Source organism: Duganella sp. GW822-FHT06D06 (assembly GCF_058799615.1).
The window spans coordinates 203,802-230,579 of record NZ_JBXALQ010000005.1; the positions used below are offsets into that span (position 1 = coordinate 203,802).

A 26,778-nucleotide genomic window follows, 5' to 3' on the forward strand; every position below is an offset into this window, starting at 1 on the left:
GTTGCCGATGCAACTTTTATATCGTGGACGGCGCAAGCCGCTCCACGATTTTTTTTACGGCGTCGGGTAGAGGCTCATGCCGAAGCGTTCGGTGCGGGGATGCCAGTTGCCGGTGATGTCGGCCGAGGCCAGCACGCGTTCGGCGCGGCCGATCAGCAGGGCGCGCGGCACCAGGCCGATGTAGCGCGAGTCTTCGCTGTTGTCGCGGTTATCGCCCAACATCATGTACTGGCCGGCGGGCACGCTGACGGGCGCGAAATCGCGGCGGGCCTGCACTTGCGGCATCAGCTGGATGGAGTGGGCGCGGGCGTCGGCGATGGCTTCGCCGACGTGCAGCGCTGCCATGTCGCCCAGGCCTTTGACCGATTCGGTGGCGTGGCCGAGCGCCGAGTAGCCGGCCTGTTGGCCGTTGATGATCAGCTGCTCGTTGCGCATCTCGACGCGGTCGCCCGGCAGCGCGATCACGCGCTTGATCAGGCGGGTGCCGTCCTTGGGCGAGGAGAAGGTGACGATGTCGCCGCGCTGCGGTTCGCCGGTGGTGCCGATGACGACGTCGGTCAGCGGGACCTTGACGTTGTAGGCCAGGCGGTTGACAAACACCACGTCGCCTTCCAGCAGGTTGGGGTGCATCGAGGCGGAGGGAATCGGATTCCAGTCGGCGACGGCGGTGCGGAAGATCCCGAACAGCATCAGGAAGAGTAAGAAGCCTTTGTTGGCGCGTGCCCAGTTTTTCATCGTGGTCCCCAGAGTGGTGTCGGTGGCCTAGTTTGTTGGCCGATTCTTAAACACGCCTTAGCGGCTGGCTTACTTCGGCGCAGGCCTAACTATCGCGGTGAAAATGGTGGCATGCTGGCCTCATGAATACCAACTATCCCCAACACGCGCTGGCTGCGGTGACGCATGCAGATCCTTATCCATACTACGACGAATTGGCGGCACTGCAAGGCTTGCGTTTCGACGCGGACCTTGGGCTGTGGATCGCCGCCAGCGCCGCCGACGTGACGGCGGTGATGCGGCATCCCGATTGTCGCGTGCGGCCGCTGGCCGAGCCGGTGCCGGCCGCCATCGCGGGCGGCGCGGCGGGGCAGGTGTTCGGTGCGTTGGTGCGCATGAACGATGGTGAGCGGCATGCCGTGCCCAAGCTGGCATTGCAGCGGGCGCTGGCCGGCGTGAGCGTGCAGGCCGCGCAGCAGCGGGCGGCGCTGATCGGCCGGCGCTTGTGGCGCGACGATGGACTGGCATCGTGGATGTTCGAGGTGCCGGTGTCGGCGCTGGCCAGTCTGCTGGGATTCTCGGACCAGCAGTTGCCGGCGGTGGCGGCGTGGATGGGCGAGTTCGTGGCCTGCCTGTCGCCGCACAGCGACGCTTCGCAGATCGGGCGCGCGCATGCGGCGGCGCTGGCGCTGCTGGGCAGCTTCGAGGAATTGCTGCGCGATGCGGCGTCGTCGGCGGCGGCGGACAGCCTGCTGGCGCAGGTGATTGCGGAGGCGCAGGCGGTGGGGTGGAGCGAGTCGCATGGCTTGCTGGCCAACCTGGTCGGCTTGCTGTCGCAGACTTACGAAGCCACGGCTGGGTTGGTCGGCAACAGCGTGCTGGCGCTGGCGCGCCAGCCGGATGAGGAGCGCAGCGGCGTGGTGGATGCCGCCGCCTTGGTGCGGGTGGTCAGCCGGCTCGATCCGGCCATCCAGAACACGCGCCGTTTCGTGGCGCGCGATTGCGAGATCGGCGGCGTGCCTTTGCTGGCGGGGCAAACGGTATTGCTGGTGCTGGCCGCCGCCGGCCGCGATCGGCGAGGGGAGGGCCGCGAGTTCGGCTTCGGCCATGGTGTGCATGCGTGCCCGGGGCAAGCGCTGGCCTGCGCGCTGGCCACCGGCGCGATGGAGGTGTTGATGTCAGCGCTGGATGCGCAAGCTGAATCGACCTTGTTGCGGACGCTGAGCTGGACTTATCGCCGTTCGCTCAACGCCCGGATGCCGGTCTTCAAATAAAGGTTTAGTGCGCCGCCTTCTGCACCAGCGCGCTGCCGGCGCCGTGGCGGCGGCCTTCGCTGACGGCGGTGATGGTGCCGTCCGGGTTGAACACCAGCGCGTTGGCGGCGCCGATTTCTTCCGGCGTGTTCCAGTGCTGGCCGGTCTTCTCCAGCGCCTTGGCTTGCGCGCTGCCGGCGAAGCCCGGCTCGACGTCGGTCGCCATGCCGTTGCGCTCGGACAGGCGCGGCGCGTTCAACGCGTCCGGCATGCTCATGCCCAGGTCGACGTAGTTGAAGATGGTCTGCAGCACGGTGGTGATGATGGTGGCGCCGCCCGGACTGCCGATCGAAAACGCCGGCTTGCCGTTCTTGAAGGCCAGCGTCGGCGACATGCTGCTGCGTGGACGCTTGCCCGCTTCCGGCACGTTGGGCGCCGGGCCGGAGAAGTTGAAGTCGGTCATCTCGTTGTTCAGCAGGAAGCCGTAGCCGGGCACCACGATGCCGCTGCCGCCCCACGATTCGATGGTGTAGGTGTAGGAGACGATGTTGCCGTCCTTGTCCGACACGGTCAGGTGGGTGGTGTGCGCGCTTTCGGCCAGCAGCTTGTTGGCGTTGGGGCGCAGCGGCACGCTGACGTCGTTCTGGAACGGATACGGATCGCCGGCCGGCGCCTGCACGCTGGCCTGGTTCGGGTTGATCAGCTCGCGGCGGCGGGCGGCGTAGTCCTTGCTCAGCAGGCCGGCCACCGGCGCTTCGACGAATTCGGGATCGGCCAGGTAGGCGTTGCGGTCGGCGAAGGCCAGGCGGCTCGCTTCCAGGTACAAGTGTTCGGCCTTCTCCTTGGGCATGGCCTTGAGGTCGTAGCCTTCCAGGATGTTCAGCGCTTCGGCGATGGCGATGCCGCCGCTGCTCGGCAAGGGCATGCCGTACAAGTCGTAGCCGCGATAGGTGCTGTGCACCGGCTGGCGCAGGCGCGCTTCGTAGTTGGCCAGGTCGGCCATGGTCATCTGGCCGGCGCGCACTTGCACGCCGCTGGCGACCTTGGGTTGGTTCACGGCATCGACCACGGCGCGGCCGATCTTGCCTTCATAGAAAACCTTGACGCCGCCGGCCGCCAGTTCGCGGTAGGCCTTGGCCAGGCCCGGGTTGCGCAGCAGGCTGCCGGGCTGGATCGCCTTGCCGTTCTTCAGGTAGAGCGCGGCGGTGTCGGGGAACATGCGGAACTTGGCGTCGCTGTCTTCGACCAGGTGGGTGAAGTTGGCGTTGACGGTGAAGCCGTCGCTGGCGACGGCGATGGCCGGCGCCAGCACCTGCTTGAACGACATCGAGCCGTAGCGGTCCAGCGCTTCGTGCCAGCCGCGCACGGCGCCGGGTACGCCGACCGCCATGCCGCTGGCGAGCACAGTGTCGAAGTCCATGATCTTGCCGTCCTGCTGGAACACGGTGGGCGTGAAGTTGGCCGGCGCGGTTTCGCGGTGGTCGATGGTGATCACGCGCTTGTCCCTGGCCAGGTAGATGACCATGAAGCCGCCGCCGCCGATGCCGCAGCTGAACGGATCGGTCACGCCCAGGGTGGCGGCCGCGGCGACGGCGGCGTCGATGGCGTTGCCGCCTTTGTTGAGGATGGCCAGCGCCGCCTTGGACGCCGGCTCGCTGATGGTGGCGACGGCGCCGCCGCTGCCGCTGGCGACCGGGGTCTTGGCCCAGGCCGCCGGCGGCAGGATCAACGTCAGGATGATGGAGGAAACGAGAACGGTGCGGGCGGGGCGGCGGGGCTGGGTCATGGGTGCGCTGGGTCCGGGTTAGGATGAAGGTGCGTTGCTCACCCTCAAGCTTACCCGATAATCCGGCGCCGCTTCATTCTTGGCAGGGACCGCCTGCGGCTCGACGCCGGTCAGCGTGAAGGTCAGGCCGCCCTGCGTGACGCTGGCGCTGGCGTTCGGCATGCTGTCGGACAGCACGAAGTTGCTGGTGCTGCCGTCGGCGGCGGTCAGCGCGAAGCTGTAGCTGATGTAGCCGGCCCAGACGCAGACGGCGCCGACCCGGCAGCGGCTGTCGTTGACGCGTTCCAGCTTGAGGCTGGGCGCGCCGGCGCTGGCGCCGTTGACGCCGGGCGTGGCGGCCGGCGTGATGGTCACGCTGGCGCCCTGGGTCAGCACATAGGTCTGAGAGAACGCCTGCGGCGCGGCGGCGGCGCGGTTGATGGCGGACGCCGAACCGCAGGCATGCAGCAGCGCCAGCATGGCGACCAGCAGCGGCAGGATAATCAACTGCCTTGATAATGTGGATTTCATTGGTATCTCTTCCTTCGAAGTAGACGACAAGCTTAGCAAAAAGATCACGCCGGGGTCGCACGAACCGCAGCTTTACAGCGCTGGGTCAAACTATGTGCCGTAGAATAGGGGCCCTGAATCACATTGACTGAACAAAATGAAAAAGACCGGCATGGCGAAAAGCGACGCTAAAAAATTAATGGGCCAGATGTCCGCCCCTGGCGGCGCCAGCTTCGGCAAGGTGGCCGAGGTGGTCGACAAGCGCGAGCAGCGCAAGCGCGATCAGGCATTGGGGCTGGTGCCGTTCGCGATCAAGCTGAACGGCGACCTGGTGCAGCAGCTGCATGCCAGGGCGAAAGAACGCGATGTCGACCTGAACCAGCTGGTCGGCGAGCTGCTGGCGCAAGGCCTGGCAGCGTAAATCGAAAGAAAAGCCCCGTGTGCGCAGGCGACGCTGAAGACCGTCGCACCGCCACACGGGGCTTTTTTTATGGCCGGGCCCGGGACGCTTACACGTAGGCGGCCAGCGAGCCCTTCATTTTCTTCAGCGCGGCCACTTCGATCTGGCGGATGCGCTCGGCCGAGACGCCGAATTCTTCCGCCAGCGTGTGCAGCGTGGCGCCGGAGCCGTCGTCGTTGGCCAGCCAGCGGCTTTCGACGATGCGGCGCGAACGGGCGTCCAGCTTGCCCAGCGCTTCTTCCAGCCCTTCCGATTGCAGACGGGTCACCTGTTCGGCTTCCAGCACGCGGGTCGGCTCGCTCGCTTCCGACGACAGGTAGGCGATCGGCGCGAACTTGTCGTCCTCGTCGTCGTTCGGCGATTCCAGCGCGATGTCGCGGCCGCTCAGGCGGGTTTCCATCTCGATCACTTCTTCGCGCTTGACGTCCAGCAGCTTGGCCAGGCTGTCGATCTGGGTCGGCGTCATCGCGTCCAGGCCGGTCTTGTGGCTGCGCAGGTTGAAGAACAGCTTGCGCTGCGCCTTGGTGGTCGCCACCTTGACCAGGCGCCAGTTTTTCAGGATGTACTCGTGCATCTCGGCCTTGATCCAGTGCATCGCGTACGACACCAGGCGCACGCCCTGGTCCGGGTCGAAGCGCTTGACCGCCTTCATCAGGCCGATATTGCCTTCCTGGATCAGGTCGGCGTGCGGCAGGCCGTAGCCCAGGTAGCCGCGGGCGATCGACACCACCAGGCGCAGGTGCGACAGCACCAGCTCCTGGGCGGCGCCGAGGTCGTTCTTTTCCTTGAGCCGCCTGGCCAGCGAAATTTCATCGTCGTGCGTCAGCATCGGCAGGCGATTGACGGCCGAAATGTAGGCGTCCAGGTTGCCCAGGTTGCCAGTGAACCCGAGTCCCAGGGCGCTATTGGTCGCGGGTACCAATGCAGTCGGTGCGGACATCATAGTCATATTCATTCCTTCGCTCGATGATAGTGCTTGTTCTTAATATTGCTTAATGCTGTAGAGAATTATTTTGCTCTTCAGTCCACATATATTAGCACTCTCCTTCGTTGAGTGCCAATCACCAGATATTAATTGCTTCGATAGCAAAAGGCTATGAGGTTTTTCGGCATCATGGTGGGATTTGATCTAGCATGCGCGCCGCAGCTTAGGCGGGACTTAATGCTAAGCGGGCAGCGAGGGCGCTTCCGTGCGCGGACGCACGGAAGGCTGGGGGATCAGTTCAGGCGGGACAGGTGGCGTTGCACCGACAGCAGCGCACCGACCAGGCCGAGGCCGGCCGACAGCGCCAGCAGGCCGGCCATGGCCAGCGGCGGCAGCGGTGCCAGCTGGAATTCGGACGCGTACAATCTTGCGAATTCGGCAATCGCGAGGTTCAGCGGCTGCAGCGCCAGCGACACCGCGCCCAGCGCCACGCCGCCGGCGCACAGGCCCAGCAGCGCACCGGTGTAATAGAAGGGGCGGTGGATGAAGCTGTCGGTGGCGCCGATCAGCTTGGAGACCAGGATTTCCTCGCGCTGGGTCATCACTTGCAGGCGGATGGTGTTGAAGATGACCGCGATCACCACCGTGCCCAGCGTGGCCGCCAGCAGCAGCAGCGCCAGCCGCAGCACGTTGAGCAGCGCCGCCAGCCGCTTGACCCAGGCCGAATCGACCTGCACGGTGTCGACGCCGGGCAGGGCGCGGATCTGCCCGGCCAGCTGGTCGACGTCGCCGCCGGCCTGGGCGTTGCGGAAGGCGTCCAGCTTCAGCACATAGCTGTCCGGCAGCGGGTTGTCGCCCAGGGTGGTCAGCACGTCGGCCAGGCCGCTCTTTTCCTTCAGCTGGTCGAGCGCCTTTTCGCGCGGGGTGAAGATGATCTTGGCCTGCTTGTCCCTGACGGTCTGGCGCAGCGACACGGCCAGCGCCTCGGCCTGCTCGCGCGGGGTGTCCTGCTTGAGGAAGACGCTGATCTCGGGATCGACCGACAACTGCTCGGACATGGGGCGCACGTTGTCGAGCAGGGTGACGCCGGTGAACGGCAGCGCCAGCGCGATCGCCACCACCAAGATGTTGAACAAAAAGCCGCCGGGCGAGCGGCGCAGATGGACCAGCGCCGCGGCCAGCGCGTAGCGGTGTTGTCGGAACCACAGCGTCATGCCGGCACCTCCAGTTGACCTTGCTTGAGATGGATGACGCGCGCGGCCGCGTCCAGCATCTGCTCGTCGTGGCTGGAAATGACGCAGGTGACGCCGACCGAATGGAAGGCCTTGAGCGCGTCCAGCACCTGGTTGGCGCTGGCGCGGTCCAGGTTGGCGGTCGGTTCGTCGGCCAGGATCACTTGCGGCCGGTTGACGATGGCGCGCGCGATCGACACCCGCTGCTGCTCGCCGCCGGACAGGGCCAGCGGCTGGGCGTGGGCCCGTTCCAGCAGGCCGACCTTGTCGAGCGCGGCGCGCGCGCGCTGCTCGGCCTGGGCGCGCGAGGCACCGGTGACCAGCAGCGGCAGCATGACGTTGGCCAGGATGGAGCGGTCGGTCAGCAGCCGTTGCTGCTGGAAGATCAGGCCCAGGTTGCGGCGCAGGAAGGGCACGGCGCTCGGCTTGATGCGGGCGATGTCCTGGCCGTTGACGATCACCTGGCCGGCGCTGGGGCGCTCGACGGCGGCGATCATCTTCAGCAGGGTGGACTTGCCGGCGCCCGACGGGCCGGCCAGGAACACCAGCTCGCCCTTGGCCACCGTGAACGAGACGTCGCGCAGCGCCGTGGCGTCGGGGGTGTATTGTTTCGAGACGTTGCGAAATTCGATCATGGCGGCTTATCGGTGGGGTTAGCCCAGCAGGGCTTCGACAAATTCGGCGGCGACGAACGGCTGCAGGTCTTCGATCTTTTCGCCGATGCCGATGAAGTACACCGGCACCGGGCGCACGCGGGCGATGGCGGCCAGCACGCCGCCCTTGGCGGTGCCGTCCAGCTTGGTGATCACCAGGCCGGTCAGCTTGAGGGCGTCGTCGAAGGCCTTGACCTGGGCCAGCGCGTTCTGGCCGGTGTTGCCGTCGATCACCAGCAAGGTTTCGTGCGGCGCGCCCTCCATGCCCTTGGCGATGACGCGCTGGACTTTCTTCAGCTCTTCCATCAGGTGCAACTGGGTCGGCAGGCGGCCGGCGGTGTCGATCATCACCACGTCCAGGCCCTTGGCCTTGCCGGACTGCACGGCGTCGAAGGAGACGGCGGCCGGGTCGCCCGACGCTTGCGAGATCACGGTGATGTTGTTGCGCTGGCCCCAGACCATCAGCTGTTCGCGGGCGGCGGCGCGGAAGGTGTCGCCGGCGGCCAGCAGCACCGACTGGCCGTGGGTCTGCATGTGCTTGGCCAGCTTGCCGATGGTGGTGGTCTTGCCGGCGCCGTTGACGCCGGAAATCATCATCACGGTCGGCTGGTGGCGGCCCAGCTCGAACGGACGCTGCAGCGGCGTCAGCAGCTCGATCAGCAACTGCTTGAGCGCGGCCTTGACGGCGGCGGCGTCGAGCAGCTTGTCGTCCTTGACCTTTTGCTTGAGCGCGTCGAGCAGGTAGTGGGTGGCGTCGACGCCGGCGTCGGACATCAGCAGCGCCGCCTCCAGCTCTTCGTACAGCGCGTCGTCGATCTTGGCGCCGACGAACAGGATGGACAGGTTGTTCGAGGTCTTGGACAGGCCGGCCTTCAGGCGCGAGATCCACGACAGTTTCGGCGCCGGCTCCTCGATCGGCAGCAGCTCGGGCAAGCTTGCTGGCGGGGTTGCTGCGCTGGGGGTGGGGGCCGGTGCCGGGGTTTTCACCTCAGGCACTTCCGGGACGACGGGTTTTTTCTTGAAGAAACTAAACATGGACATGTGGTTGGGGGGCGCTTCAAGCTGATGGCCGGCAGCGCCGGACACGGGGAAATGCGGCTATTTTACCAGAGCGCGGCGCGCCCGCCCGCCGGCGCTACCGGAATGACAACGTTTCAGCCGGCGGTGGGGACGTTGCGCTGGCGCCATTCGGCGATGGCGGTGCTGATGTCGGACAGCGCGTAGACCCGCACGTAAGGCGGGCGGCGCCGCTTGAAGGCGGCATTGCCGCCGCCGGCCCACAGTTCGACGCCGCCGCCCAGGCGGGTGTGCAGCTCGGCCAGCGCATCGAGCGCCTGGCGCGCGTTCATCGCGACCGAGAACGACAGGGCGATGATGTCGACCCGCTGCACGCGCGCCGCCTCGACGATGTCGAGCAGCGGCGTCTGCACGCCCAGCGAGATGCAGTGCGCGCCTTCGGCCACGCACATCGCTTCGGCCATCAGCAGGCCGAGGCCGTGGCGCTCCTGCGGCAGCGTGGTCAGCATGATGCGCGGCGCGCCCAGGTTGCTGGCGTTGGCCTGCGGCATGGCGAAGATCGCGCTGCGCATGACCACCGTCAGGGACTCGGTATACAAGTGTTCCTCGAAGGTGGCGAGGGCGCCGCTGGCCCAGGCTTCGCCGATCAGCGCGGTCAGCGGCGCCACCAGCTCGATCACAAAGCTTTTCAGGCCCATCATCAGCAGCGCCTGCGACAGCTTGCGGCGCAGCGCCTCCATCTGGTGGCTCAGACACAGGTCCAGATAGCCTTGCAGCGCCGGCGGCGTGGCCGTGGCGCCATGCTGGCCGCCGCTGGCCTGGCCGCTCAGCGCCTGCAGTTCGGGGGTGGTGTACTGGATCACCTTGCCCGGGCGGTAGCCCAGGTCGATCAGGCGCTTGACCAGGCGCAGCTTGTGGACTTGCTCGATCGGGTAGACCCGTTCGCCGTTCGGATCGCGCAGCGGCTGCGGGAAGTCGTAGCGCCGTTCCCACACGCGCAGGGTTTCCTTGGCGACGCCGGTGTCGCGCTCGACGTCGCTGATCGTGCTGGGAACTGTTTGTGAGGAAACTTTAATAGTCATCAGGCATAAGCGCCCGCCATTTATTTGACAGTCGCGAGGGTTGGCACGGGGTCCGGGTGCACAGTGCGCGCACAGGCCAGGCCGGGATCGCGCGACCTGCATTTTACATTCGATTCGCGCCCGAAAGTATGGCGCGCGCTAGCGGGATTTGCTTGGTTTTCTCTATGGAAAAGTGCTTGTCCACGACACACAGTTGACATACGGAACTAATGAACTGTTTAACGGCTTTCCCCCTGATTTGTCATGGACAAGATATTTTGCAACGATGTGAAAAATATCCCGATAACTGTTGCGGTGAGCGTCATTTTGGCGCCGGGCGGTGGCAGCGGCGGGTATTTTGTGCGCCAGGTCAAGGCGGCGCTGCATGCATGGGATTCATGCAGATGCTGCGCGATTCCCACAGCATTCCATCGTATTTTGCAAGACTTGTCGCTCAAAGTGTCTCTAAAGCGCAACACGTAGCAATTTCTTACAAATTGCTGATGCAGTGCAACACCTTGCGCGGGCGACAAAATTTCCTACACAAATAAAGGGCTAACACTATGAACAAAGTTGGCCGCCAGGCTATTTTGCCGGCATAAACTGCCAAACAAAGTCCTGAGTTGTAAGCTTATTACCATTGAGTTGGGACGAACGGCGGGGTGCTTCAGTATAAAATGGCGTCAGAAATAGCAAAGTGGCTATTTTTACTTGGTCCGACAACGATGTAGTCACGCATGCCTAGCGCTTGCATTTGTCACTCGGGCAGCCTGTACAACGGGATGCTGCAATGGATGCATCGAACGGAATTACCGGGCTAGTTAGGCTTACTCGGCAGGAAATATTGCGATGCGGTAAAATGCTGCTGTTTTGAAAACGGGCAGGGGTAAAGGCAGGCAACATGAACGCTTTTACACTTGATCGACAAGCAAAGCATCAGTATAGTGCCGCCTCTGGCGCATTTTGCGCTGCGATAAAGCCGGCGTCGATACAATCGGCCGCAACTTAAGTGAACGCGACCCGCAAGCCGGGACCGCATAGTGGCAGCTGGGGAGTTTGCCCTCACGCATAGACGGCGCCGCAACAGGCGCCGATAAGCACCGAACACGCCGTAATACTAGCTTTACCTTTTTACAGCAACACAACTGAAGGAAACACGTAATGAAAAAATCCCTTATCGCCATCTCCGTCCTGGGCGCAATGAGCTCGGCAGCCTTCGCACAATCGAACGTAACGATCTACGGTATCGTCGATGCCGGTATCGTCAGCGAGCGCGGCGGCGCTGCCAACACCACCAAAGTCAGCAGCGGCGTAGGCTCGGCCTCCCGTCTGGGTTTCAAAGGTACGGAAGATCTGGGCGGTGGTCTGAGCGCTGTCTTCGTGCTGGAATCGGGCGTTAAAGCTGACACCGGCGAGTCCGATGTTGCTGGTTCGATCGCTAACCGTCAGTCGTACGTTGGTCTGAAGTCGACCACCGCCGGCCAGCTGACCCTGGGCCGTCAGTACACCCCTTACTACGAAACCGTGCGTGACGTGGCTGACCCGTTCGCAATGGGCTACGCTGGTACCGCCAAGAACCTGTTCGGCGTGGCTGGCAACAACACCCGCAACAGCAACGCTATCGTGTACCTGTCGCCATCGATCGAAGGCTTCCAGGGCGAAGTGTCCTACTCGGTGGGCGAGCAAGCTGGCGACGCATCGGCACAACGCCAAATCGGCGCATGGGCTGGCTACTCGAACGGTCCTCTGAACGTTCGCGTTGCTTACAATGCACGCAACAACGACACCGCTGCTCCTAAGCTGAGCACCGACATCGGCCGCAACACCCTGATCGCCGCCAACTACGACTTCGTCGTGGTGAAGGCTTTCGCTGCTTACAGCAAAGACAAGGGCACCAACAGCTCGGCTCTGGCTAACGGCAACAACCCATTCGGCTACGTTACCGCTCCTGTCGCTTCGAAAGACAGCAGCGTTGCTCTGATCGGCGCTACCGCTCCTATCGGTCCTAACGGCACCCTGATGGCGTCGTACACCCGCAAGAACGACAAGGAACTGGCTAACCACGATGCAGACCAGTGGGCAGTTGGCTACTCGTACGCTCTGTCGAAGCGCACCAGCACCTATGTTGCTTACGCTAAGATCAAGAACAAGAACGGCGCTAGCTACACCGTTGGTAACAACTCGGAAGCCGGCACGGGCGACAAAGCCTTCAACATCGGCATGCGTCACTCGTTCTAATCTGATCTGATCAGTTAGAATCCACAACGGCTGCCTGGTGCAGCCGTTGTTCATTTCTGAAAGCCGTTACCATGACGATCTCCCGACGCGCCGTGCTGGCCGGCGCCATTTTGCTGGCTTCCTGCGCCGTGTTCGCCGCGCCCGGCGGCCGCTTGCCGCGCTATGGCATGGTGGTGTATTCGGACTTGTGCATCCATGCGGACAGCGGCGAGTTCGGCGGGCAGCGCATCACGCTGCAACGGTTTTCAGAAGTGGATACGGTGCTGTATGAATACACGGCTGGCGGCCTGAGCTGGCCGGTGGTGGCCAGCGAGGTCACCATCGACCCGCGCGGCAAGCAGCTGTACTTCACGGTGCAGCCGCCGGACGAGGACGAGCGCACCATCAGCGGCAAGCTGGCCGACGGCGGCAAGACCTTGGTGCTGGACGGCGGCTATTGCGGCGACGCGGCGGTGCCGATGCGGCTGTCGCGGGTGACCGATTTCGGCCGCAAGGCCGGCGCCTGCCGCGCCTGCCCGGCGCCCAGGAAAAAGAAAGAATTGGAAGAGGAAGCGCCGGCGCCCGTGATCGAGGCCGGCCAGACCACCACCGCCGGCCTCTGAGCCGGCGGTTTTCATTGAGGGTCAAGTCTGACATTCGGACACGGACCCGGCCGTACAGGCGTGTACGGTAGAGGTCGTGTCCGAATGTCAGACTTGACCCCCGGTGGTGTTACTTGGCCGCTAGCGCGTTCTTGCGGATGGTGTCCAGCGTGGCGCCCGGCGTGATCAGGTTGCCGTCGTAGCGCAGCTCGATCACGGCCGGCAGCCGCTCGCGGTTGGCGTAGGCCAGCGCGCGTTCCAGCGCCGGCGCGAAGTCGGCCGTCGCTTCGACCACCTCGCCGTGGCCGCCGTAGGCCACCGCCAGCGCGGCGAAGTCCGGGTTGTGCAGCCCGGTGCCGGACACGCGGCCGGGATAATGCAGCTCCTGGTGCATGCGGATGGTGCCGAACATGCCGTTGTTGAACACGATGATGACCACGCCCGCGCGGTACTGCACCGCGGTGGCCAGCTCCTGGCCGTTCATCATGTATTCGCCGTCGCCGGCGAAGGTGATCACGGTGCGCGCCGGAGCGATGATCTTGGCGGCGACGCCGGCCGGCACGCTGTAGCCCATGGCGCCGCTGGTCGGCGCCAGCTGGGTGCGCATGCCGCCGTAGCTGTGGAAGCGGTGCGCCCAGGTGGCGTAGTTGCCGGCGCCGTTGGTGATGATGGTGTCGTGCGGGGCGATCCGGTCGATCTGCTGCACCACCTGCCACAGGTCCAGCGGCGCGCTGCCGTCCTGGAAGATGGGCGGCTGGCGCTGCCATGCGGCCAGCTCGGCGCGCGCTGCGGCCACCGTGCCTTGCCAGGCGGAGGAATCGACCGGCGCCATCGCCGCCAGCATCGCCGTGATCTGCGGCATGCCGCTGTTGATCATCAGTTCAGCCTGGTAGACGCTGCCCAGTTCCTCGGCGTCGGCGTGCACGTGGATCAGGCGCTGGGCCGGCACCGGGGCGGCGATCAGCGCGTAGCCGCCGGTGGTCATCTCGCCCAGGCGCGGGCCGATGGCCAGGATCAGGTCGGCTTCGCGCACGCGCGCGGCCAGCTTGGGATTGATGCCGATGCCGACGTCGCCGACATAGTTCGGGTGGGCGTTGTCGAGCAGGTCCTGGAAGCGGAACGCGCACGCCACCGGCAGGTGGTTGGCTTCGGCGAAGGCTTGCAGGTCGGCGCAGGCTTGCGCGTTCCAGCCGCCGCCGCCCAGCAGCAGCAGCGGCTTGCTGGCGCCGGCCAGCAGCGCGCGCACCTGTGCGATCTGCGCGGCCGACGGCGACGCCTGCACCGGCTGGTAGCAACGGGTGTCGGCCACGGCCGCGACGGCGGTCAGCATGTCTTCCGGCAGCGCCAGCACCACCGGGCCGGGCCGGCCGCTGGTGGCGATCTGGAAGGCGCGCGCGAGGTATTCCGGCACCCGGTCGGCGCGGTCGATCTGCGCCACCCACTTGGCCATCTGGCCGTACATGCGGCGGTAGTCGATTTCCTGGAAAGCTTCGCGGTCGACGAAGTCGTTGCCGACCTGGCCGATGAACAAAATCATCGGGGTCGAATCCTGGAACGCCGTGTGCACGCCGATCGAGGCGTTGGTGGCGCCCGGGCCGCGGGTGACGAAGCAGATGCCGGGCTTGCCGGTCATCTTGCCGTAGGCGTCGGCCATGAAGGCGGCGCCGCCTTCCTGGCGGTTGATGATGAAGCGGATGTCGGAGTCGTGCAGCGCGTCGAGCACGTCCAGATAGCTTTCGCCGGGTACGCCGAAAGCGGTGTCGACGCCGTGGATCTTCAGGGCGTCGACCAGGATCTGGCCGCCGGTGCGGGATGGTTGCGTCATGTCTGGCCTTATCGGGGTCTGGGTAGAGGTTCGGTATCCTGCATTCTACGGCCGGGAAAAGGCGGCGGCTTTTCAAATGGCGACACCAAATTTCAGATTTGCAGGGCCGGACTGGTACAATAGCGCTTGAAGCAAGCCAGACAGCCGCTGGCCAGCGCGTAATGCCTGGCGGGAGGAAGGTCCGGACTCCATAGAGCGGGGTGACGGTTAACGGCCGTCCGCTGAAAGCCGCAAGCGCAAGCCCAAGGTATAAGGCGAGGAATAGGGCCACAGAGACGAGCGTATTAAGTTACGGTGAAACGCGGTAACCTCCACCTGGTGCAATTCCAAATAGGCACGCGATGATGCTGCTCGCGGAGCGTGCGGGTAGGAAGCTTGAGCGCTGGAGTAATCCAGCGCCTAGAGGAATGGCTGTCATAGCGCAGGTTCGCCTGCGCCGTAACAAAATCCGGCCTATCGGCTTGCTTCAACTAATAACGATGTTCGCGGCTGCCGCGGGACCGACGCGCACGCCGCGGCGCTCCCGGGGACTTTGCCGATGAAAAAATACATACTGGCCTTGGATCAAGGCACCACCAGCTCGCGCGCCATCCTGTTCGACCATCAGGGCCATATCTGCGGCAGCGCGGCGCAGGAATTCCCACAGCATTTCCCGCAGCCGGGCTGGGTCGAGCACGATCCCAACGAGATCTGGAACAGCCAGCTCACCGTGGCGCGCAAGGTCTTGCACGACAACCAGGTCGACGGCGGCCAGGTGCTGGCGATCGGCATCGCCAACCAGCGCGAGACCACCGTGGTGTGGGACCGCAAGAGCGGCGAGCCGATCGCGCCGGCCATCGTCTGGCAGGACCGCCGCACGGCCGATGACTGCGAAGCGCTGCGCGCCGACGGCAAGGCCGGGAAGATCACCGCCATCACCGGCCTCGAGTTGGACGCCTATTTTTCCGCCACCAAGCTCAAATGGCTGCTCGACCACGTGCCGGGCGCGCGCGAACGGGCGCGCCACGGCGCGCTGGCCTTCGGCACCATCGACAGTTGGCTGGTCTACAAGCTGACCGGGCGCCACGTGACGGACGTCAGCAACGCCTCGCGCACCATGCTGTTCAATATACACCTGATGCGCTGGGACCACGACCTGCTGCAGCTGTTCGATATTCCCGAGCAGATGCTGCCGCAGGTGGTGTCGTCCAGCGAGGAGGTCGGCCACACCAGGGCGGCGCTGTTCGGCGCCGAGATCCCGGTGGCCGGCATCGCCGGCGACCAGCAGGCCGCCACCTTCGGCCAGGCTTGCCACCAGCCGGGCATGGTCAAGAACACTTACGGCACCGGCTGCTTCATGCTGATGCATCTGGGGCGGCATGCGGTGGCCTCGCACAACCGCCTGCTGACCACGGTCGGCTGGCGGGTCGACGGCGCCACCGATTATCTGCTGGAGGGCAGTGTGTTCATGGGCGGCGCCACGGTGCAGTGGTTGCGCGACGGGCTGGGCATCATCCAGCAGTCCGGCGAGGTCGAGGCCCTGGCCGCCAGCGTGCCCGATAGCGGCGGCGTGTTCATGGTGCCGGCCTTTGTCGGCTTGGGGGCGCCGCATTGGGATCCGTACGCGCGCGGCGCGCTGGTCGGCCTGAGCCGGGGCAGCAACCGTGGCCACATCGCCCGCGCGGCGCTGGAGGCGATCGCCTATCAAAGCGCGGAGTTGATGGCGGCCATGCAGAAGGATGCCGCGATACCGCTGACCGAGGTGCGCGCCGACGGCGGCGCGGCCCGCAACGATCTGCTGATGCAGTTCCAGGCCGACCTGCTGGGCGTGCCGGTGGTGCGGCCTCGGGTGACCGAGACCACGGCGCTGGGCGCGGCTTATCTGGCCGGGCTGGCGGTGGGCTTCTGGGATACGCAGGAAGAAATCGCCGCGCAGTGGTCGTGCGAACGCCGCTTCGAGCCGGCCATGTCGGCCGAACGCCGCGCCGAGTTGCTGGCGCAATGGGGGCGCGCGGTCGAGCGCTCGCGCGGCTGGGAAGCGGCGCGGTAGCAGGCTGGCCAGGGGAGGGGAGCCACGCTCCTTCTAGCAAGCCTGCTGCTCTGCTTACTGAAATCTACTGAATTCTGCTTGCGCTTACTGAGTTGGACAGCGGCAGCCCGTGGAAGCTCAATTCAGTAGAATTCAGTAAAAAATTCAGCAGGTTTGCTAGAAGGGGATGGCGGGTACACCCAGTGTGTGTATTCGCACAGCAAGGTTCCAGTGCGCGCAAGGATAAGGTAATATTGTTTGTCTTGTCACCTAAGCAACTGGAGTAGCGATGCAAAACGTCGAGCTGAATGCGATCGAAATCCTGTTCGATGAACTGAGCGATGTCGCTTTTTTCGTCAAGGACCGCGACGGCCGCTATCTGGCCGCCAACCGCACGCTGGTGCGCCGCTGCGGCTTGCGCACCAAGCAGGAAATCGTCGGCAAGACCGTGCTGGAAGTGCATCCGCGCCACCTGGCGCAGAACTACATGGCGCAGGACCGCGAAGTGATCGAGGCCGGCCACACCATCAGCAAGCACCTGGAACTGCACCTCTACCCCAACCGCCGCCACGGCTGGTGCCTGACCCACAAGACCCCGCTGCGCGACGATGCCGGCGCCATCGTCGGCCTGGTCGGCACCTCGCACGACCTCGGGCTGGCCGACGACCACCACCCGGTGTACCGCCAGATCGCCAGCATCGCCCAGCACATCCGCGACAACTACAAGGAGCCGCTGTGCCTGAACCAGCTGGCGCAGGAAGCCGGCCTGCCGCTGGCGCGCGTGGAGCGGCTGTTCCAGCGGGTGTTCCACTACAGCCCGCGCCAGCTGCTGCTGCAATCGCGGCTGAACGGCGCGCTGGCGCTGATCGAGGCCGACCAGACCCGCAGCATCGCCGACATCGCCAACGATTGCGGCTATTCCGACCACAGCGCCTTCAGCCGCCAGTTCAAGGCGCTGACCGGCATGACGCCGGTGCAGTACCGCGCCCAGCACCACGGCGCGCGCGCGCAGGCGGCGCCGGCCGTTTCCCTGTGGCAGGAATTGGGCGCCTGAAGCCGGCCCGCGCGCGCGGAGTGTGGTTTTTCGGCGGCAGCGCTGTGCCGTTCCCGCACCCCCGGCTGTTTAAATAGACCGAACCGCCCGCACGCCTGCGCCGCGCGCAATGAGCTGCAATCTTGTCAAGCTAGTATTTCCTTGCCGCCAAACCAATGCGGCACAGACCAATAACTATTCTTGAAGAAAAGAGGCAGACATGTCGTTATCGAGGAATATCCTGTATCTGGGCGGCCTATGCGTGGCCAGCCTGACCATTGCCGCCCATGCCGATCAAGGCGGCGATCCGGCCGCCGACCAGCACGGCCGCCTGAAGCAGGCGCCGATGCCGCACCAAAGACTGAGCTTGCCGCCATCGGTGGAGCAGTCGAAGTACCAGCTGGCGCCGACCACCAAGCCGCGCCACGACCTGTTGCCGCGCCAGCAGCGCAACAGCCTGACGCCGCTGAGCACCACGCCGGAATGCCGCGACATGAACAAGCTGGCCGGCTACAGCGGCGCCGCGCTGGCCGACTACCTGGTCAGCCTGCCGGACTTCGAATGCACCTACGGCCTGTTCTCGCTGACGCCGGCGCAGGGCGCGACGGTCTACTCGGCCGCCAACTTCAACGCCATCGCCAGCCGCCTGGCGCAGGAGGCGGGCAGCTACAACGCCAGCAATATGGCGCTGGTCAACCTGACGCTGTACCTGCGCGCCGGCTACTACCTGGCCGAAGGCGGCACCATCGCCCAGCCGGCCCAGTCGGTGAAGACCGCGCTGCGCACCCCGATCAAGCAGCTGGCCGACGGCACGGCGCTGTATGTGCCCAACCCGGTGGCCAGCAGCACCGCCGGCGAGGTGCTGCGCCTGATCACCAATATGCATGACGAGCCGTACTACCTGCCCAGCATGAAGGCGCTGGTGCAGCGCTACACCAACAGCGCGGCCAATCCGAACGCGGTCGCCGCGCTGCGCAACGCCAGCACCAGCGGCGGCTTCACGTCGGCGCTGACGGTGATGTTCTACGCCCACTTCCGTCCGGAGGGCACGCCGCTGCTGCAAAACGACCTGTCGTACGCGACCGCGCTGAACGCCTTCGTCACCGCCAACAAGGCGGCGCTGCTGGGCGGCGGCTACGGTTACCAGCTCAACGACGCCACCAACGAGGCGTTCCGCTTCATGCAGTATCCGGCGCTGAAGGCCGGCGTCAAGCCGATGGTGCAAGCCATGCTGGCCAGCTCCAGCATGACCGGCGCCGACAGCGAACTGTGGCTGGCGGCCGCCAGCGCCGTCAAGTACTACGACAACGCCAACTGCGGCGAGTACGGCACCTGCGACTTCGTCAACACGCTGGCCAACGCCGTGCTCAAGTACAGCAAGGCGTGCAGCCCGACGCTGCGCATCCGCGCCCAGGACATGACGCCGGCGCAGTTGCAGGACAGCTGCGACAAGCTGGCGGCGGAGGAGGGCTTTGCCCACGAGATGTTGAAGACCAACCGCACGCCGGTGGCCAACGACAACAACACCACGCTGGAACTGGTGGTGTTCGACGACTACAGCAACTACAGCAAGTACGCCTCCATCATCTACGGCATCGACACCAACAACGGCGGCATGTACCTGGAAGGCCAACCTGACGTCCCGGGCAACCAGGCGCGCTTCATCGCCCACGAGGCCTCGTGGCTGCGGCCGTCGTTCCAGGTGTGGAACCTGGAGCATGAGTATGTCCACTACCTGGACGGCCGCTACGACATGCAGGGCGATTTCGGCATGGGCGTCTCGGTGCCGACCGTGTGGTGGATCGAGGGCATCGCCGAGTACCTGTCGCTGAAGAATAACAACCAGGCGGCGATCGACATGGCGCGCACCGGCACCTACCGCCTGAGCCAGATCTTCGGCAACACCTACAGCATGTCCGACTACACCAACCGGGCCTATCGCTGGGGTTATATGGCGGCCCGCTTCATGGTCGAGAAGCACCGCGCCGACGTTGACACCGTGCTGGGCGATTTCCGGGTCGGCGCCTACAGCGGCTACCAGGACTTCATGGGCCGCATCGGCACCCGCTACGACGCCGAGTTCGCCGACTGGGTGAACACCGCCAGCACCGCCGGCCAGCCGCCGCTGCCGGAACCGCAATTGCCGCGCTGTTCCTCGCTGACCTACCTGGGCAAGAACTGCGGCATCACCGGCCAGGCCTCGAGCAGCCAGGGTTATCTGTTCCTGATGGTGCCGGCCGGCGCCAAGAACGTCAAGATCTACAGCCGCGGCGGCAGCGGCGACGTCGACCTGTACCTGGCGCTGGACCGCTACCCGACCGTGGCCTCGTTCGACATGGTGTCGGCCTCGGCCGGCAACGCGGAAAACCTGTACCTGCCCAACCCGGTGGCCGGTCACTGGTACTACATCATGCTGAAGGCTAAAACCAGCTACAGCGGCGTGACGGTGTATGCCACCTACGACTAATGATTGATTAAGAAGCACTTAAAACGGCAGCCGCGAGGCTGCCGTTTCTGTTATTCGCCGACGGATTTCGTATAATACGGCTTGGCGGCGCAAGCCTTGCTTGTCTATACAAGTTGAGCGGTGCCGCGGTAATGTTCAACCACGCACCAGGTTTTCCCCACCCGCCTCATTGCGCCACCGGCGCGACTTGCCGCAAGAAATCCCGTCCGCACGCACATTCCCGGCCCCGTCCCCGTCCTTGTTTATTTGCTAGCACAATGTTGGCGCTTTGCAACTATATGCATTTAATTCAATTATTTTATGCCGCCGTTTTCAGCGCTTTGGTGCGCTGAAACACATGTGCATAGATGAGGTAGCACATTCACTGTTTGCCATAAGTACTTAATTTACCTGACTATTTTATTTCTACCCGGCTTCAAGGAATCGCGCTAAGTCCTTAATTTCATTACTAAAATCGCTGTTTCGTTTGCCTGAAAGCGCTTGACCACTATTCTTGCTTCCTCTAAAGTGGGCATCTGTGTGAAAAAGTGTCTTTTTGTGGGAAGTTTCCCCCGACTTAGCGGCGGGGGAAATGCAAACCGGAAAACGCCGATCATGCTCCGCTAACCCTACTGAGGTGTAAAGGTAATCCCGTGTTTCAAGGCGCGTCCGCAATCAATCTCGATGCCAAAGGCAGGATGTCTATCCCCGCCAAGCACCGTGACGCGCTCTCGATCCAGTGCGAAGGCCGCCTCACGCTGACCCGCCATCCCGATGGCTGCGTCATGCTGTTTCCCCGCCCCGTGTGGGAACAACACCGCCAGCAGATCGCCCAATGGCCGCTGCAGGCCCGCGCCTGGCAGCGCATCTTCCTCGGCTACGCCACCGACGTCGAAATGGACACGGCCGGCCGCATCCTGATCTCGCCCGAGCTGCGCAACGCCGTCGGCCTGCAGCGCGAAGTCATGATGACGGGCATGGGATCACATTTTGAAATCTGGGATGCCGCCAAGATGGCGGAAAAAGAGCAGCAGGCGATCGAAGCCGGCACCCCCGATGTACTCGCCAATTTCTCCTTCTAAGGCTCCGTGATGACAATTACATCGGTGCCGGAATTTCAGCATCGGACGGTGCTGCTGGACGAAGCGGTCGACGCCCTGGCGATCGCCGGCGCGCGCGCCGACGGCGTCTACGTCGACGGCACGTTCGGCCGCGGCGGCCACTCGCGCCTGATCCTGTCCAAACTGGGCGCCAACGCGCGCCTGCTCGCCTTCGACAAAGACCTGCAGGCGATCGCCACCGCCGGGCAGATCGACGATCCGCGCTTCACCATCGTCCACGACAGCTTCGCCACCATGCACGCGGCCCTGGCCGAGCGCGGCGTGGCGCAGGCCGACGGCATCCTGCTCGACCTGGGCATCTCCTCGCCGCAGGTGGACGACGCCGCGCGCGGCTTCAGCTTCCGCAACGACGGCCCGCTCGACATGCGCATGGACACCACGCGCGGCATGTCGGCGGCGCAGTGGCTTGCCATCGAAACCGAACAGACACTGGAAAAGGTGATCAAAGAATATGGGGAAGAACGGTTTGCTTTTCAGATTGCAAAGGCGATTGTTGCTCGCCGGGCAGTCGAACCAATTTCAAGCACACGACAGCTTGCCGGCATCGTGGCAGGCGCGGTCAAGACTCGGGAAAAGGGCAAGGACCCGGCCACCCGTACCTTTCAGGCTATCCGGATTTTCATCAATAAAGAGCTTGAAGACCTCGAGATCGGTCTGACCCAGGCCTGGAACAGCCTGGCGCCGGGCGGCATCATCGCCATCATCAGCTTCCACTCGCTGGAAGACCGCATGGTCAAGCGTTTCTTCGCCGCCAAGGCCAACGTCGAGCAGCCGGACCGGCGCCTGCCGATCCGCGCGGTCGACCTGCCGCAGCCGGAACTGAAGCTGCTGGCCAAGTTCAAGCCGTCCGACGCCGAGATCGCGGCCAACCCGCGCGCGCGCTCGGCCGTGATGCGGGTGGCGCGCCGCCTGCCGTTCACCGCCACGGCGAAGGGCGCGCCATGAGCGGCAAGATCAACCTGGTGCTGGCCGCGCTGCTGGTGGCCTGCGGGCTGTCGCTGGTGAACGCCCAATACCAGGCGCGCCACCTGTTCATCGAACTGGAACGCACGCAGTCGCAGGCGCGCCAGCTCGACATCGAATGGGCGCAGCTGCAGCTGGACCAGTCGACCCTGGGCAAGCACGCCCGCATCGAGGAAATCGCCCGCCGCGACCTGAACATGACGCCGCTGACCGCCGCGCGCACCCAGTACCTGACGCCGGAAGGATCGAAATGAGCCGCGGCGGCAATCTGAACACCTCGCGCGTGGCCCGCTCCAAGGGCGTGCCGTTCTCCAGGAACCCGGTGCTGGCGGTGCGCCTGCCGGTCTGGCGTTCGCGCGTGGTGCTGTTCGTATTGTTCGCCGCCTTCGCCGGCCTGGGCGCGCGCGCCCTGTGGCTGCAAGGCCTGTCGACCCAGTTCCTGCAGAAGCAGGGCGAGATCCGCTACGCCCGCACGCTCGACCTGCCGGCCACGCGCGGCAAGATCACCGACCGCGACGGCCAGGTGCTGGCGTCGTCGGTGCCGGTCAAGGCCATCTGGGCGATCCCGGACGACGTCCAGGAAGCGCCGCCGGCCAAGCTCAAAGAGCTGGCCAGGCTGCTCGGCATGAGCAACGCCGACCTGCAAAAGAAACTCGACTCCGACCGCGGCTTCGTCTACCTGAAGCGCCAGGTCGAGCAGGACGTGGCCGACCAGATCACCAAGCTCGGCATCGATGGCATCCAGACCCGCAAGGAATACAAGCGCTTCTACCCGCAGGGCGAAGTGACGACCCACGTGGTGGGCTTCACCAACGTCGAAGACGCCGGCCAGGAATCGATGGAGCTGGCGCAGCAGAAGACGCTGGTCGGCCAGCCGGGCAGCCGCCGCGTCATCAAGGACCGCCTGGGCCGCATCGTCGAGGACATCGAGTCGGTGCGCGAGCCGCACGACGGCAAGGACCTGACCTTGTCGATCGACAGCAAGCTGCAGTACATCGCCTTCACGCAGGTCAAGGAATCGGTGGAGAAGTTCCACGCCAAGGCCGGCGCCGCCATCGTGCTGGACGTGCACACCGGCGAAGTGCTGGCGCTGGCCAACTGGCCGACCTACAACCCCAACGACCGCACCAAGCTGACCGGCGAACAGCTGCGCAACCGCGTGATGACCGACACCTTCGAGCCGGGTTCCTCGCTCAAGCCGTTCACGGTCGGCCTGGCGCTGGACGAAAAGCGCATCACCCCGCACACCATGTTCGACACCGGCGCCGGCGCCATGGTGATCGCCGATCATGTGATCCACGACACCCACCCGCACTACCTGGTCGATGTCCAGACCATCATCCAGAAGTCGTCCAACATCGGCACCTCGAAGATCGCGCTGGGCATGCCGCCGCAGGAGATGTGGGAAATGTTCACCAAGGTCGGTTTCGGCCAGCAGCCCAAGTGGGGCTTCCCCGGCGCCGTGGCCGGCCGTGTGCGTCCGTACAAATCGTGGCGCCCGATCGAACAGGCCAATATGAGCTTCGGCCAGGGCATCTCGGTGTCGCTGATCCAGCTGGCGCGCGCCTACATGATCTTCGCCCGCGACGGCGACATCATTCCGCTGTCGTTCCAGAAAGTGACGGAGGCGCCGCACGGCACCCAGGTGGTCAGCGCCAAGACCGCCGCCGAGATGCGCGTGATGCTGGAAATGGTCACCCAGCCGGGCGGCTCGGCCGTCAAGGCCCAGGTGCCTGGCTACCGCGTCGGCGGCAAGACCGGCACCGCGCAGAAGGTGGTCAACGGCCGCTACTCGCAGACCAAATACATCGGCAACTTCGTCGGCATGGCGCCGATGTCGGATCCGCGCTTCGTGATCGCCGTCATGATCGACGAGCCGGGCGGCCCGGTGCACGTCGGCGGCGACGTCGCCGGCCCGGTGTTCTCCGCGCTGGCCGCCAACGCGCTGCGCGCCAAGAACATCACGCCCGATGCGACCCTTACCCATATCATCATTCCTGATAATGCAGCACAGGAGAAACCGTGACGACTTCTGACTTCGACCCGCTGGCAATCGCCGCCGCCATCCGCAAGCTCGCGCCGTCCGCGCAGTTGGCTTCGGATTCGCGCCGCATCAAGCTGGGCGATGTGTTTTTTGCCTACCCTGGCGACGCCGGCGACGGCCGCGGCTTCATCGCCAGCGCCATCGAGCAGGGCGCCGCGCTGGTGGTGCTCGACCCGGCCGGCTTCACTTGGAACGACGGCTGGGCCGTCCCCTATATCACCGTCGACCAGCTCAAGCAGCACGCCGGGGTGATCGCCCACGCCTACTATGAGCAGCCGGATGCGGCGATGTTCAGCGTCGGCGTCACCGGCACCAACGGCAAGACCTCCAGCGCCGTGTGGCTGGGCCACGCGCTGTCGCGCGGCGCCGAACCGGCCGCCGTGGTCGGCACGCTGGGGGTGGGCCTGTTCCGCGCGCGCGGCGACGTCGAATACGACGTCACCGGCTACACCACGCCGGACGCGGTGCTGCTGGCGCGCACGCTGGCCGAGCTGCGCGCGCAGGGCGCCGCCGCGCTGGCGATCGAAGTGTCGTCGATCGGGCTGGAACAGGGCCGCGTGGCCGGCATGCACTTCGACGTCGCGCTGTTCACCAACCTGACCCGCGACCACCTGGACTACCACGGCACCATGCAGGCCTACGAGGCCGCCAAGACCAAACTGTTCGACTGGCCCGGCCTGAAAACGGCGGTGCTCAACCTGGACGACCCGATGGGCCTGCGCCTGATCGCCCACCTGAAGGCGAAAACGCCGCTGGCCGGCGGCATTCCATTGATCGGCTACACCTTGCGCGACGCCGCCGCGCAGCCGGACATCGAGGGCGTGCTGATGCTGCGCGCCAGCCAGTTCCGCAGCAGCCGCAACGCCGGCACCGAATTCCAGCTGGAGTGCCCGCTGGGGGGGGCGCTGGTCAAGACGCATTTGGTCGGCAACTTCAACATCAGCAACGCGCTGGGCGTGATGGGCGCGATGCTGGCCAAGGGCCTGGGCCTGCGCGCCGCCATCGAAGCGGTCGAAGCGCTGCTGCCGGCGCCGGGCCGCATGCAGCAGGTCGGCGGCCAGGACGCGCCGATGATCGTCATCGACTACGCCCACACGCCGGACGCGCTGGAAAAAACCCTGGCCGCGCTGCGTCCCGTGGCCACCGACCGCGGCGGCCAGCTGTGGTGCGTGTTCGGCTGCGGCGGCGACCGCGATCCGGGCAAGCGCCCGCAGATGGGCAAGATCGCGCAGATGGCCGACCACGTGCTGGTCACCAGCGACAACCCGCGCAGCGAAGATCCGCACGCCATCATCGAGCAGATCGTCGCCGGCATGGACCGCAACCACCCGGCATCGACCGTGCAGACGCTGGACGACCGCGCCGCCGCCATCCTGTCGGCGATCAAGCACGCCGGCAAGCCGGACGTGATCCTGCTGGCCGGTAAAGGCCACGAGCCGTACCAGGAAATCAAGGGCAAGAAACTGCCATTCTCCGACGCCGACCACGCGCAACTGGCGCTGTCGGCCCGCTTAACCATGATGAGGACGAATTGATGCGTGCAGCACTCGCACAGATTCTGCCTTCCGTGACCGGCGCCGAATTGATCGGCTCCGGCGAAGTTGTATTCAACGGCGTCTGCACCGACAGCCGCAACGTCTTTGCAGGTTCGCTGTTCGTCGCCCTGCGCGGCGAGGTGTTCGACGCCCACAGCTTCCTCGCGCAGGTCGCGGAGAAGGGCGCCGCCGCGGTCGTCGTGGAGGAACTGCCGGAAGGCTGGGACGCGGCCAAGGTCGCGGCCATCGTCGTGCCGGACACGCTGGCGGCGCTGGGCCAGATCGCCAACCACTGGCGCCGCCAGTTCGCCATGCCCGTCATCGGCGTCACCGGCAGCAACGGCAAGACCACGGTCAAGGAAATGATCGCCGCCATCCTGGCCGCCGCCCACGGCGAAGACGGCCGCCTGGCCACGCGCGGCAACCTGAATAACGAAATCGGCGTGCCGCTGACGCTGTTCCGCATGGAAGCGAAGCAGCAGTCGGCCGTGGTCGAACTGGGCATGAACCATCCCGGCGAAATCGGCCGCCTGAGCGCCATCGCCGCGCCGACCATCGCCATGGTCAACAACGCCCAGCGCGAGCACCAGGAATTCATGCACACCGTGGAAGCGGTGGCGCGCGAAAACGGCGCCGTGCTGGCCGGCCTGGCGGCCGACGGCGTGGCCGTGTTCCCGCATGGCGACGAGTTCACCACTATCTGGGAAGAGCTGTCGGCCGGCCGCCGCGTGCTGCGCTTCGGCCTGACCAAGGATGCGGAAGTGAGCTGCACCTTCCGCGCCGGCGACTTCGGCAGCGAGATGTTCGTCACCATCCGCGAAGGCGAGGGCGAGCCTGAACAGTTCTTCGTCAACCTGCAAGCCGCGGGCGAACACAATGTGCGCAACGCGCTGGCCGCCGTGGCCTGCACGTATGCCGCCGGCATCGCGCTGGACCAGATCAAACTGGGCCTCGACACCTTCGCGCCGGTCAGCGGCCGCCTGCAGAAGAAGGCCGCCGCCAACGGCGCGGTCGTCATCGACGACAGCTACAACGCCAATCCGGACTCGGTGCGCGCCGCCATCGACGTGCTGTCCAGGGCCGCCGCCCCGCGCGTACTGGTGCTGGGCGACATGGGCGAAGTCGGCACCCAGGGCCGCGAGTTTCACGAAGAAATCGGCGCCTACGCGCAGAGCAAGGGCATCGAACAGGTGCTGGTAACGGGCGAGCTGGCCGCGCATATACAAGGCGCGTCCATTCGTCATTTTGAAAACTTCGGCGATTTGCTGGCTGCTGTCGAAGCGGCCGTCACGCCGGATGCAACCGTATTAATCAAGGGCTCCCGCTTCATGAAAATGGAACGGGTCGTGCAGCATTTGATTGGATCGCAACAAGCTAACAAGGAAAGTCACTAA

The 26,778-nt window shown here is 65.1% G+C and carries 23 protein-coding genes and 1 other RNA gene; 15 read left to right on the forward strand and 9 right to left on the reverse strand.

Features of this window, described 5'->3' with window-relative positions:
- Positions 1 to 54 precede the first annotated feature (54 nt).
- Complete coding sequence (lepB, locus tag AC1RMD_RS11630; RefSeq protein ID WP_492926760.1) at positions 55 to 735, reverse strand: signal peptidase I; 681 nt, start codon at positions 733 to 735, stop codon at positions 55 to 57.
- Between the two features lie 122 nt (positions 736 to 857).
- Between lepB and AC1RMD_RS11635 the strand changes: the two genes are divergently transcribed.
- Positions 858 to 1,988 (forward strand): cytochrome P450, encoded by a 1,131-nt coding sequence (locus AC1RMD_RS11635; protein WP_492926762.1) that lies wholly within the window; start codon positions 858 to 860, stop codon positions 1,986 to 1,988.
- Positions 1,989 to 1,992: 4 nt separating this feature from the next.
- On the opposite strand, the gene ggt is transcribed toward AC1RMD_RS11635, so the two are convergent.
- Together ggt and AC1RMD_RS11645 are read right to left on the reverse strand one after the other, a co-directional pair.
- Positions 1,993 to 3,753, reverse strand: coding sequence for a gamma-glutamyltransferase (gene ggt, locus AC1RMD_RS11640; RefSeq protein ID WP_492926764.1), 1,761 nt, complete (start codon positions 3,751 to 3,753; stop codon positions 1,993 to 1,995).
- Between the two features lie 18 nt (positions 3,754 to 3,771).
- Positions 3,772 to 4,263, reverse strand: coding sequence for a hypothetical protein (locus AC1RMD_RS11645; protein ID WP_492926766.1), 492 nt, complete (start codon positions 4,261 to 4,263; stop codon positions 3,772 to 3,774).
- Between the two features lie 136 nt (positions 4,264 to 4,399).
- Between AC1RMD_RS11645 and AC1RMD_RS11650 the strand changes: the two genes are divergently transcribed.
- Positions 4,400 to 4,663: a hypothetical protein gene (locus tag AC1RMD_RS11650; RefSeq protein WP_492926768.1), complete on the forward strand. Its 264-nt coding sequence runs from the start codon at positions 4,400 to 4,402 to the stop codon at positions 4,661 to 4,663.
- Between the two features lie 88 nt (positions 4,664 to 4,751).
- On the opposite strand, the gene rpoH is transcribed toward AC1RMD_RS11650, so the two are convergent.
- From rpoH to AC1RMD_RS11675, 5 genes are all read right to left on the reverse strand, one after another.
- Positions 4,752 to 5,651 (reverse strand): RNA polymerase sigma factor RpoH, encoded by a 900-nt coding sequence (rpoH, locus tag AC1RMD_RS11655; protein WP_492926770.1) that lies wholly within the window; start codon positions 5,649 to 5,651, stop codon positions 4,752 to 4,754.
- 269 nt (positions 5,652 to 5,920) lie between these two features.
- On the reverse strand, positions 5,921 to 6,841 hold the full coding sequence (gene ftsX, locus AC1RMD_RS11660; protein ID WP_492926772.1) for a permease-like cell division protein FtsX: 921 nt from the start codon (positions 6,839 to 6,841) through the stop codon (positions 5,921 to 5,923).
- A complete protein-coding gene (locus AC1RMD_RS11665; protein WP_492926774.1) occupies positions 6,838 to 7,494 on the reverse strand; it encodes a cell division ATP-binding protein FtsE in 657 nt (218 codons plus the stop codon). The genes ftsX and AC1RMD_RS11665 overlap by 4 nt, the downstream gene beginning before the upstream one ends.
- An 18-nt stretch (positions 7,495 to 7,512) precedes the next feature.
- Positions 7,513 to 8,547 carry a signal recognition particle-docking protein FtsY gene (gene ftsY, locus AC1RMD_RS11670; protein ID WP_492926962.1) on the reverse strand — a complete coding sequence of 345 codons (1,035 nt, stop codon included), beginning with the start codon at positions 8,545 to 8,547 and terminating at the stop codon, positions 7,513 to 7,515.
- Positions 8,548 to 8,666: 119 nt separating this feature from the next.
- Positions 8,667 to 9,611 (reverse strand): MerR family transcriptional regulator, encoded by a 945-nt coding sequence (locus AC1RMD_RS11675; RefSeq protein WP_492926776.1) that lies wholly within the window; start codon positions 9,609 to 9,611, stop codon positions 8,667 to 8,669.
- Positions 9,612 to 9,854: 243 nt separating this feature from the next.
- Between AC1RMD_RS11675 and AC1RMD_RS11680 the strand changes: the two genes are divergently transcribed.
- The 3 genes from AC1RMD_RS11680 (at position 9,855) to AC1RMD_RS11690 (ending at position 12,430) form a co-directional block, all read left to right on the forward strand.
- Complete coding sequence (locus AC1RMD_RS11680; protein WP_492926778.1) at positions 9,855 to 10,073, forward strand: hypothetical protein; 219 nt, start codon at positions 9,855 to 9,857, stop codon at positions 10,071 to 10,073.
- A gap of 678 nt (positions 10,074 to 10,751) precedes the next feature.
- Positions 10,752 to 11,828, forward strand: a complete 1,077-nt coding sequence (locus tag AC1RMD_RS11685) for a porin (protein WP_492926780.1) — start codon at positions 10,752 to 10,754, stop codon at positions 11,826 to 11,828.
- A 71-nt stretch (positions 11,829 to 11,899) separates the two neighbouring features.
- On the forward strand, positions 11,900 to 12,430 hold the full coding sequence (locus tag AC1RMD_RS11690) for a hypothetical protein (protein ID WP_492926782.1): 531 nt from the start codon (positions 11,900 to 11,902) through the stop codon (positions 12,428 to 12,430).
- Between the two features lie 109 nt (positions 12,431 to 12,539).
- On the opposite strand, the gene AC1RMD_RS11695 is transcribed toward AC1RMD_RS11690, so the two are convergent.
- Positions 12,540 to 14,234, reverse strand: a complete 1,695-nt coding sequence (locus AC1RMD_RS11695) for a thiamine pyrophosphate-binding protein (RefSeq protein WP_492926784.1) — start codon at positions 14,232 to 14,234, stop codon at positions 12,540 to 12,542.
- 128 nt (positions 14,235 to 14,362) lie between these two features.
- Here AC1RMD_RS11695 and rnpB point away from each other — a divergent pair.
- The 10 genes from rnpB (at position 14,363) to AC1RMD_RS11745 (ending at position 26,778) form a co-directional block, all read left to right on the forward strand.
- An RNA gene (gene rnpB / locus AC1RMD_RS11700) (RNase P RNA component class A) lies at positions 14,363 to 14,706 on the forward strand.
- A 66-nt stretch (positions 14,707 to 14,772) separates the two neighbouring features.
- Complete coding sequence (glpK, locus tag AC1RMD_RS11705; protein WP_492926786.1) at positions 14,773 to 16,263, forward strand: glycerol kinase GlpK; 1,491 nt, start codon at positions 14,773 to 14,775, stop codon at positions 16,261 to 16,263.
- Positions 16,264 to 16,531: 268 nt separating this feature from the next.
- Positions 16,532 to 17,296 carry a PAS domain-containing protein gene (locus tag AC1RMD_RS11710; RefSeq protein ID WP_492926788.1) on the forward strand — a complete coding sequence of 255 codons (765 nt, stop codon included), beginning with the start codon at positions 16,532 to 16,534 and terminating at the stop codon, positions 17,294 to 17,296.
- A 199-nt stretch (positions 17,297 to 17,495) separates the two neighbouring features.
- Entirely contained in the window at positions 17,496 to 19,742 is a 2,247-nt protein-coding gene (locus tag AC1RMD_RS11715; RefSeq protein ID WP_492926790.1) for a M9 family metallopeptidase, read from the forward strand.
- A 632-nt stretch (positions 19,743 to 20,374) separates the two neighbouring features.
- Positions 20,375 to 20,803, forward strand: coding sequence for a division/cell wall cluster transcriptional repressor MraZ (mraZ, locus tag AC1RMD_RS11720; RefSeq protein ID WP_492926792.1), 429 nt, complete (start codon positions 20,375 to 20,377; stop codon positions 20,801 to 20,803).
- A 9-nt stretch (positions 20,804 to 20,812) separates the two neighbouring features.
- Positions 20,813 to 21,787 carry a 16S rRNA (cytosine(1402)-N(4))-methyltransferase RsmH gene (gene rsmH, locus AC1RMD_RS11725; RefSeq protein ID WP_492926794.1) on the forward strand — a complete coding sequence of 325 codons (975 nt, stop codon included), beginning with the start codon at positions 20,813 to 20,815 and terminating at the stop codon, positions 21,785 to 21,787.
- Entirely contained in the window at positions 21,784 to 22,059 is a 276-nt protein-coding gene (ftsL, locus tag AC1RMD_RS11730) for a cell division protein FtsL (protein ID WP_020705059.1), read from the forward strand. Before rsmH ends, ftsL begins: the two co-directional genes overlap by 4 nt.
- Positions 22,056 to 23,831 carry a peptidoglycan D,D-transpeptidase FtsI family protein gene (locus tag AC1RMD_RS11735; RefSeq protein ID WP_492926796.1) on the forward strand — a complete coding sequence of 592 codons (1,776 nt, stop codon included), beginning with the start codon at positions 22,056 to 22,058 and terminating at the stop codon, positions 23,829 to 23,831. The genes ftsL and AC1RMD_RS11735 overlap by 4 nt, the downstream gene beginning before the upstream one ends.
- Positions 23,828 to 25,384 carry a UDP-N-acetylmuramoyl-L-alanyl-D-glutamate--2,6-diaminopimelate ligase gene (locus tag AC1RMD_RS11740; RefSeq protein WP_492926798.1) on the forward strand — a complete coding sequence of 519 codons (1,557 nt, stop codon included), beginning with the start codon at positions 23,828 to 23,830 and terminating at the stop codon, positions 25,382 to 25,384. Before AC1RMD_RS11735 ends, AC1RMD_RS11740 begins: the two co-directional genes overlap by 4 nt.
- Positions 25,384 to 26,778: a UDP-N-acetylmuramoyl-tripeptide--D-alanyl-D-alanine ligase gene (locus AC1RMD_RS11745; RefSeq protein ID WP_492926800.1), complete on the forward strand. Its 1,395-nt coding sequence runs from the start codon at positions 25,384 to 25,386 to the stop codon at positions 26,776 to 26,778. The genes AC1RMD_RS11740 and AC1RMD_RS11745 overlap by 1 nt, the downstream gene beginning before the upstream one ends.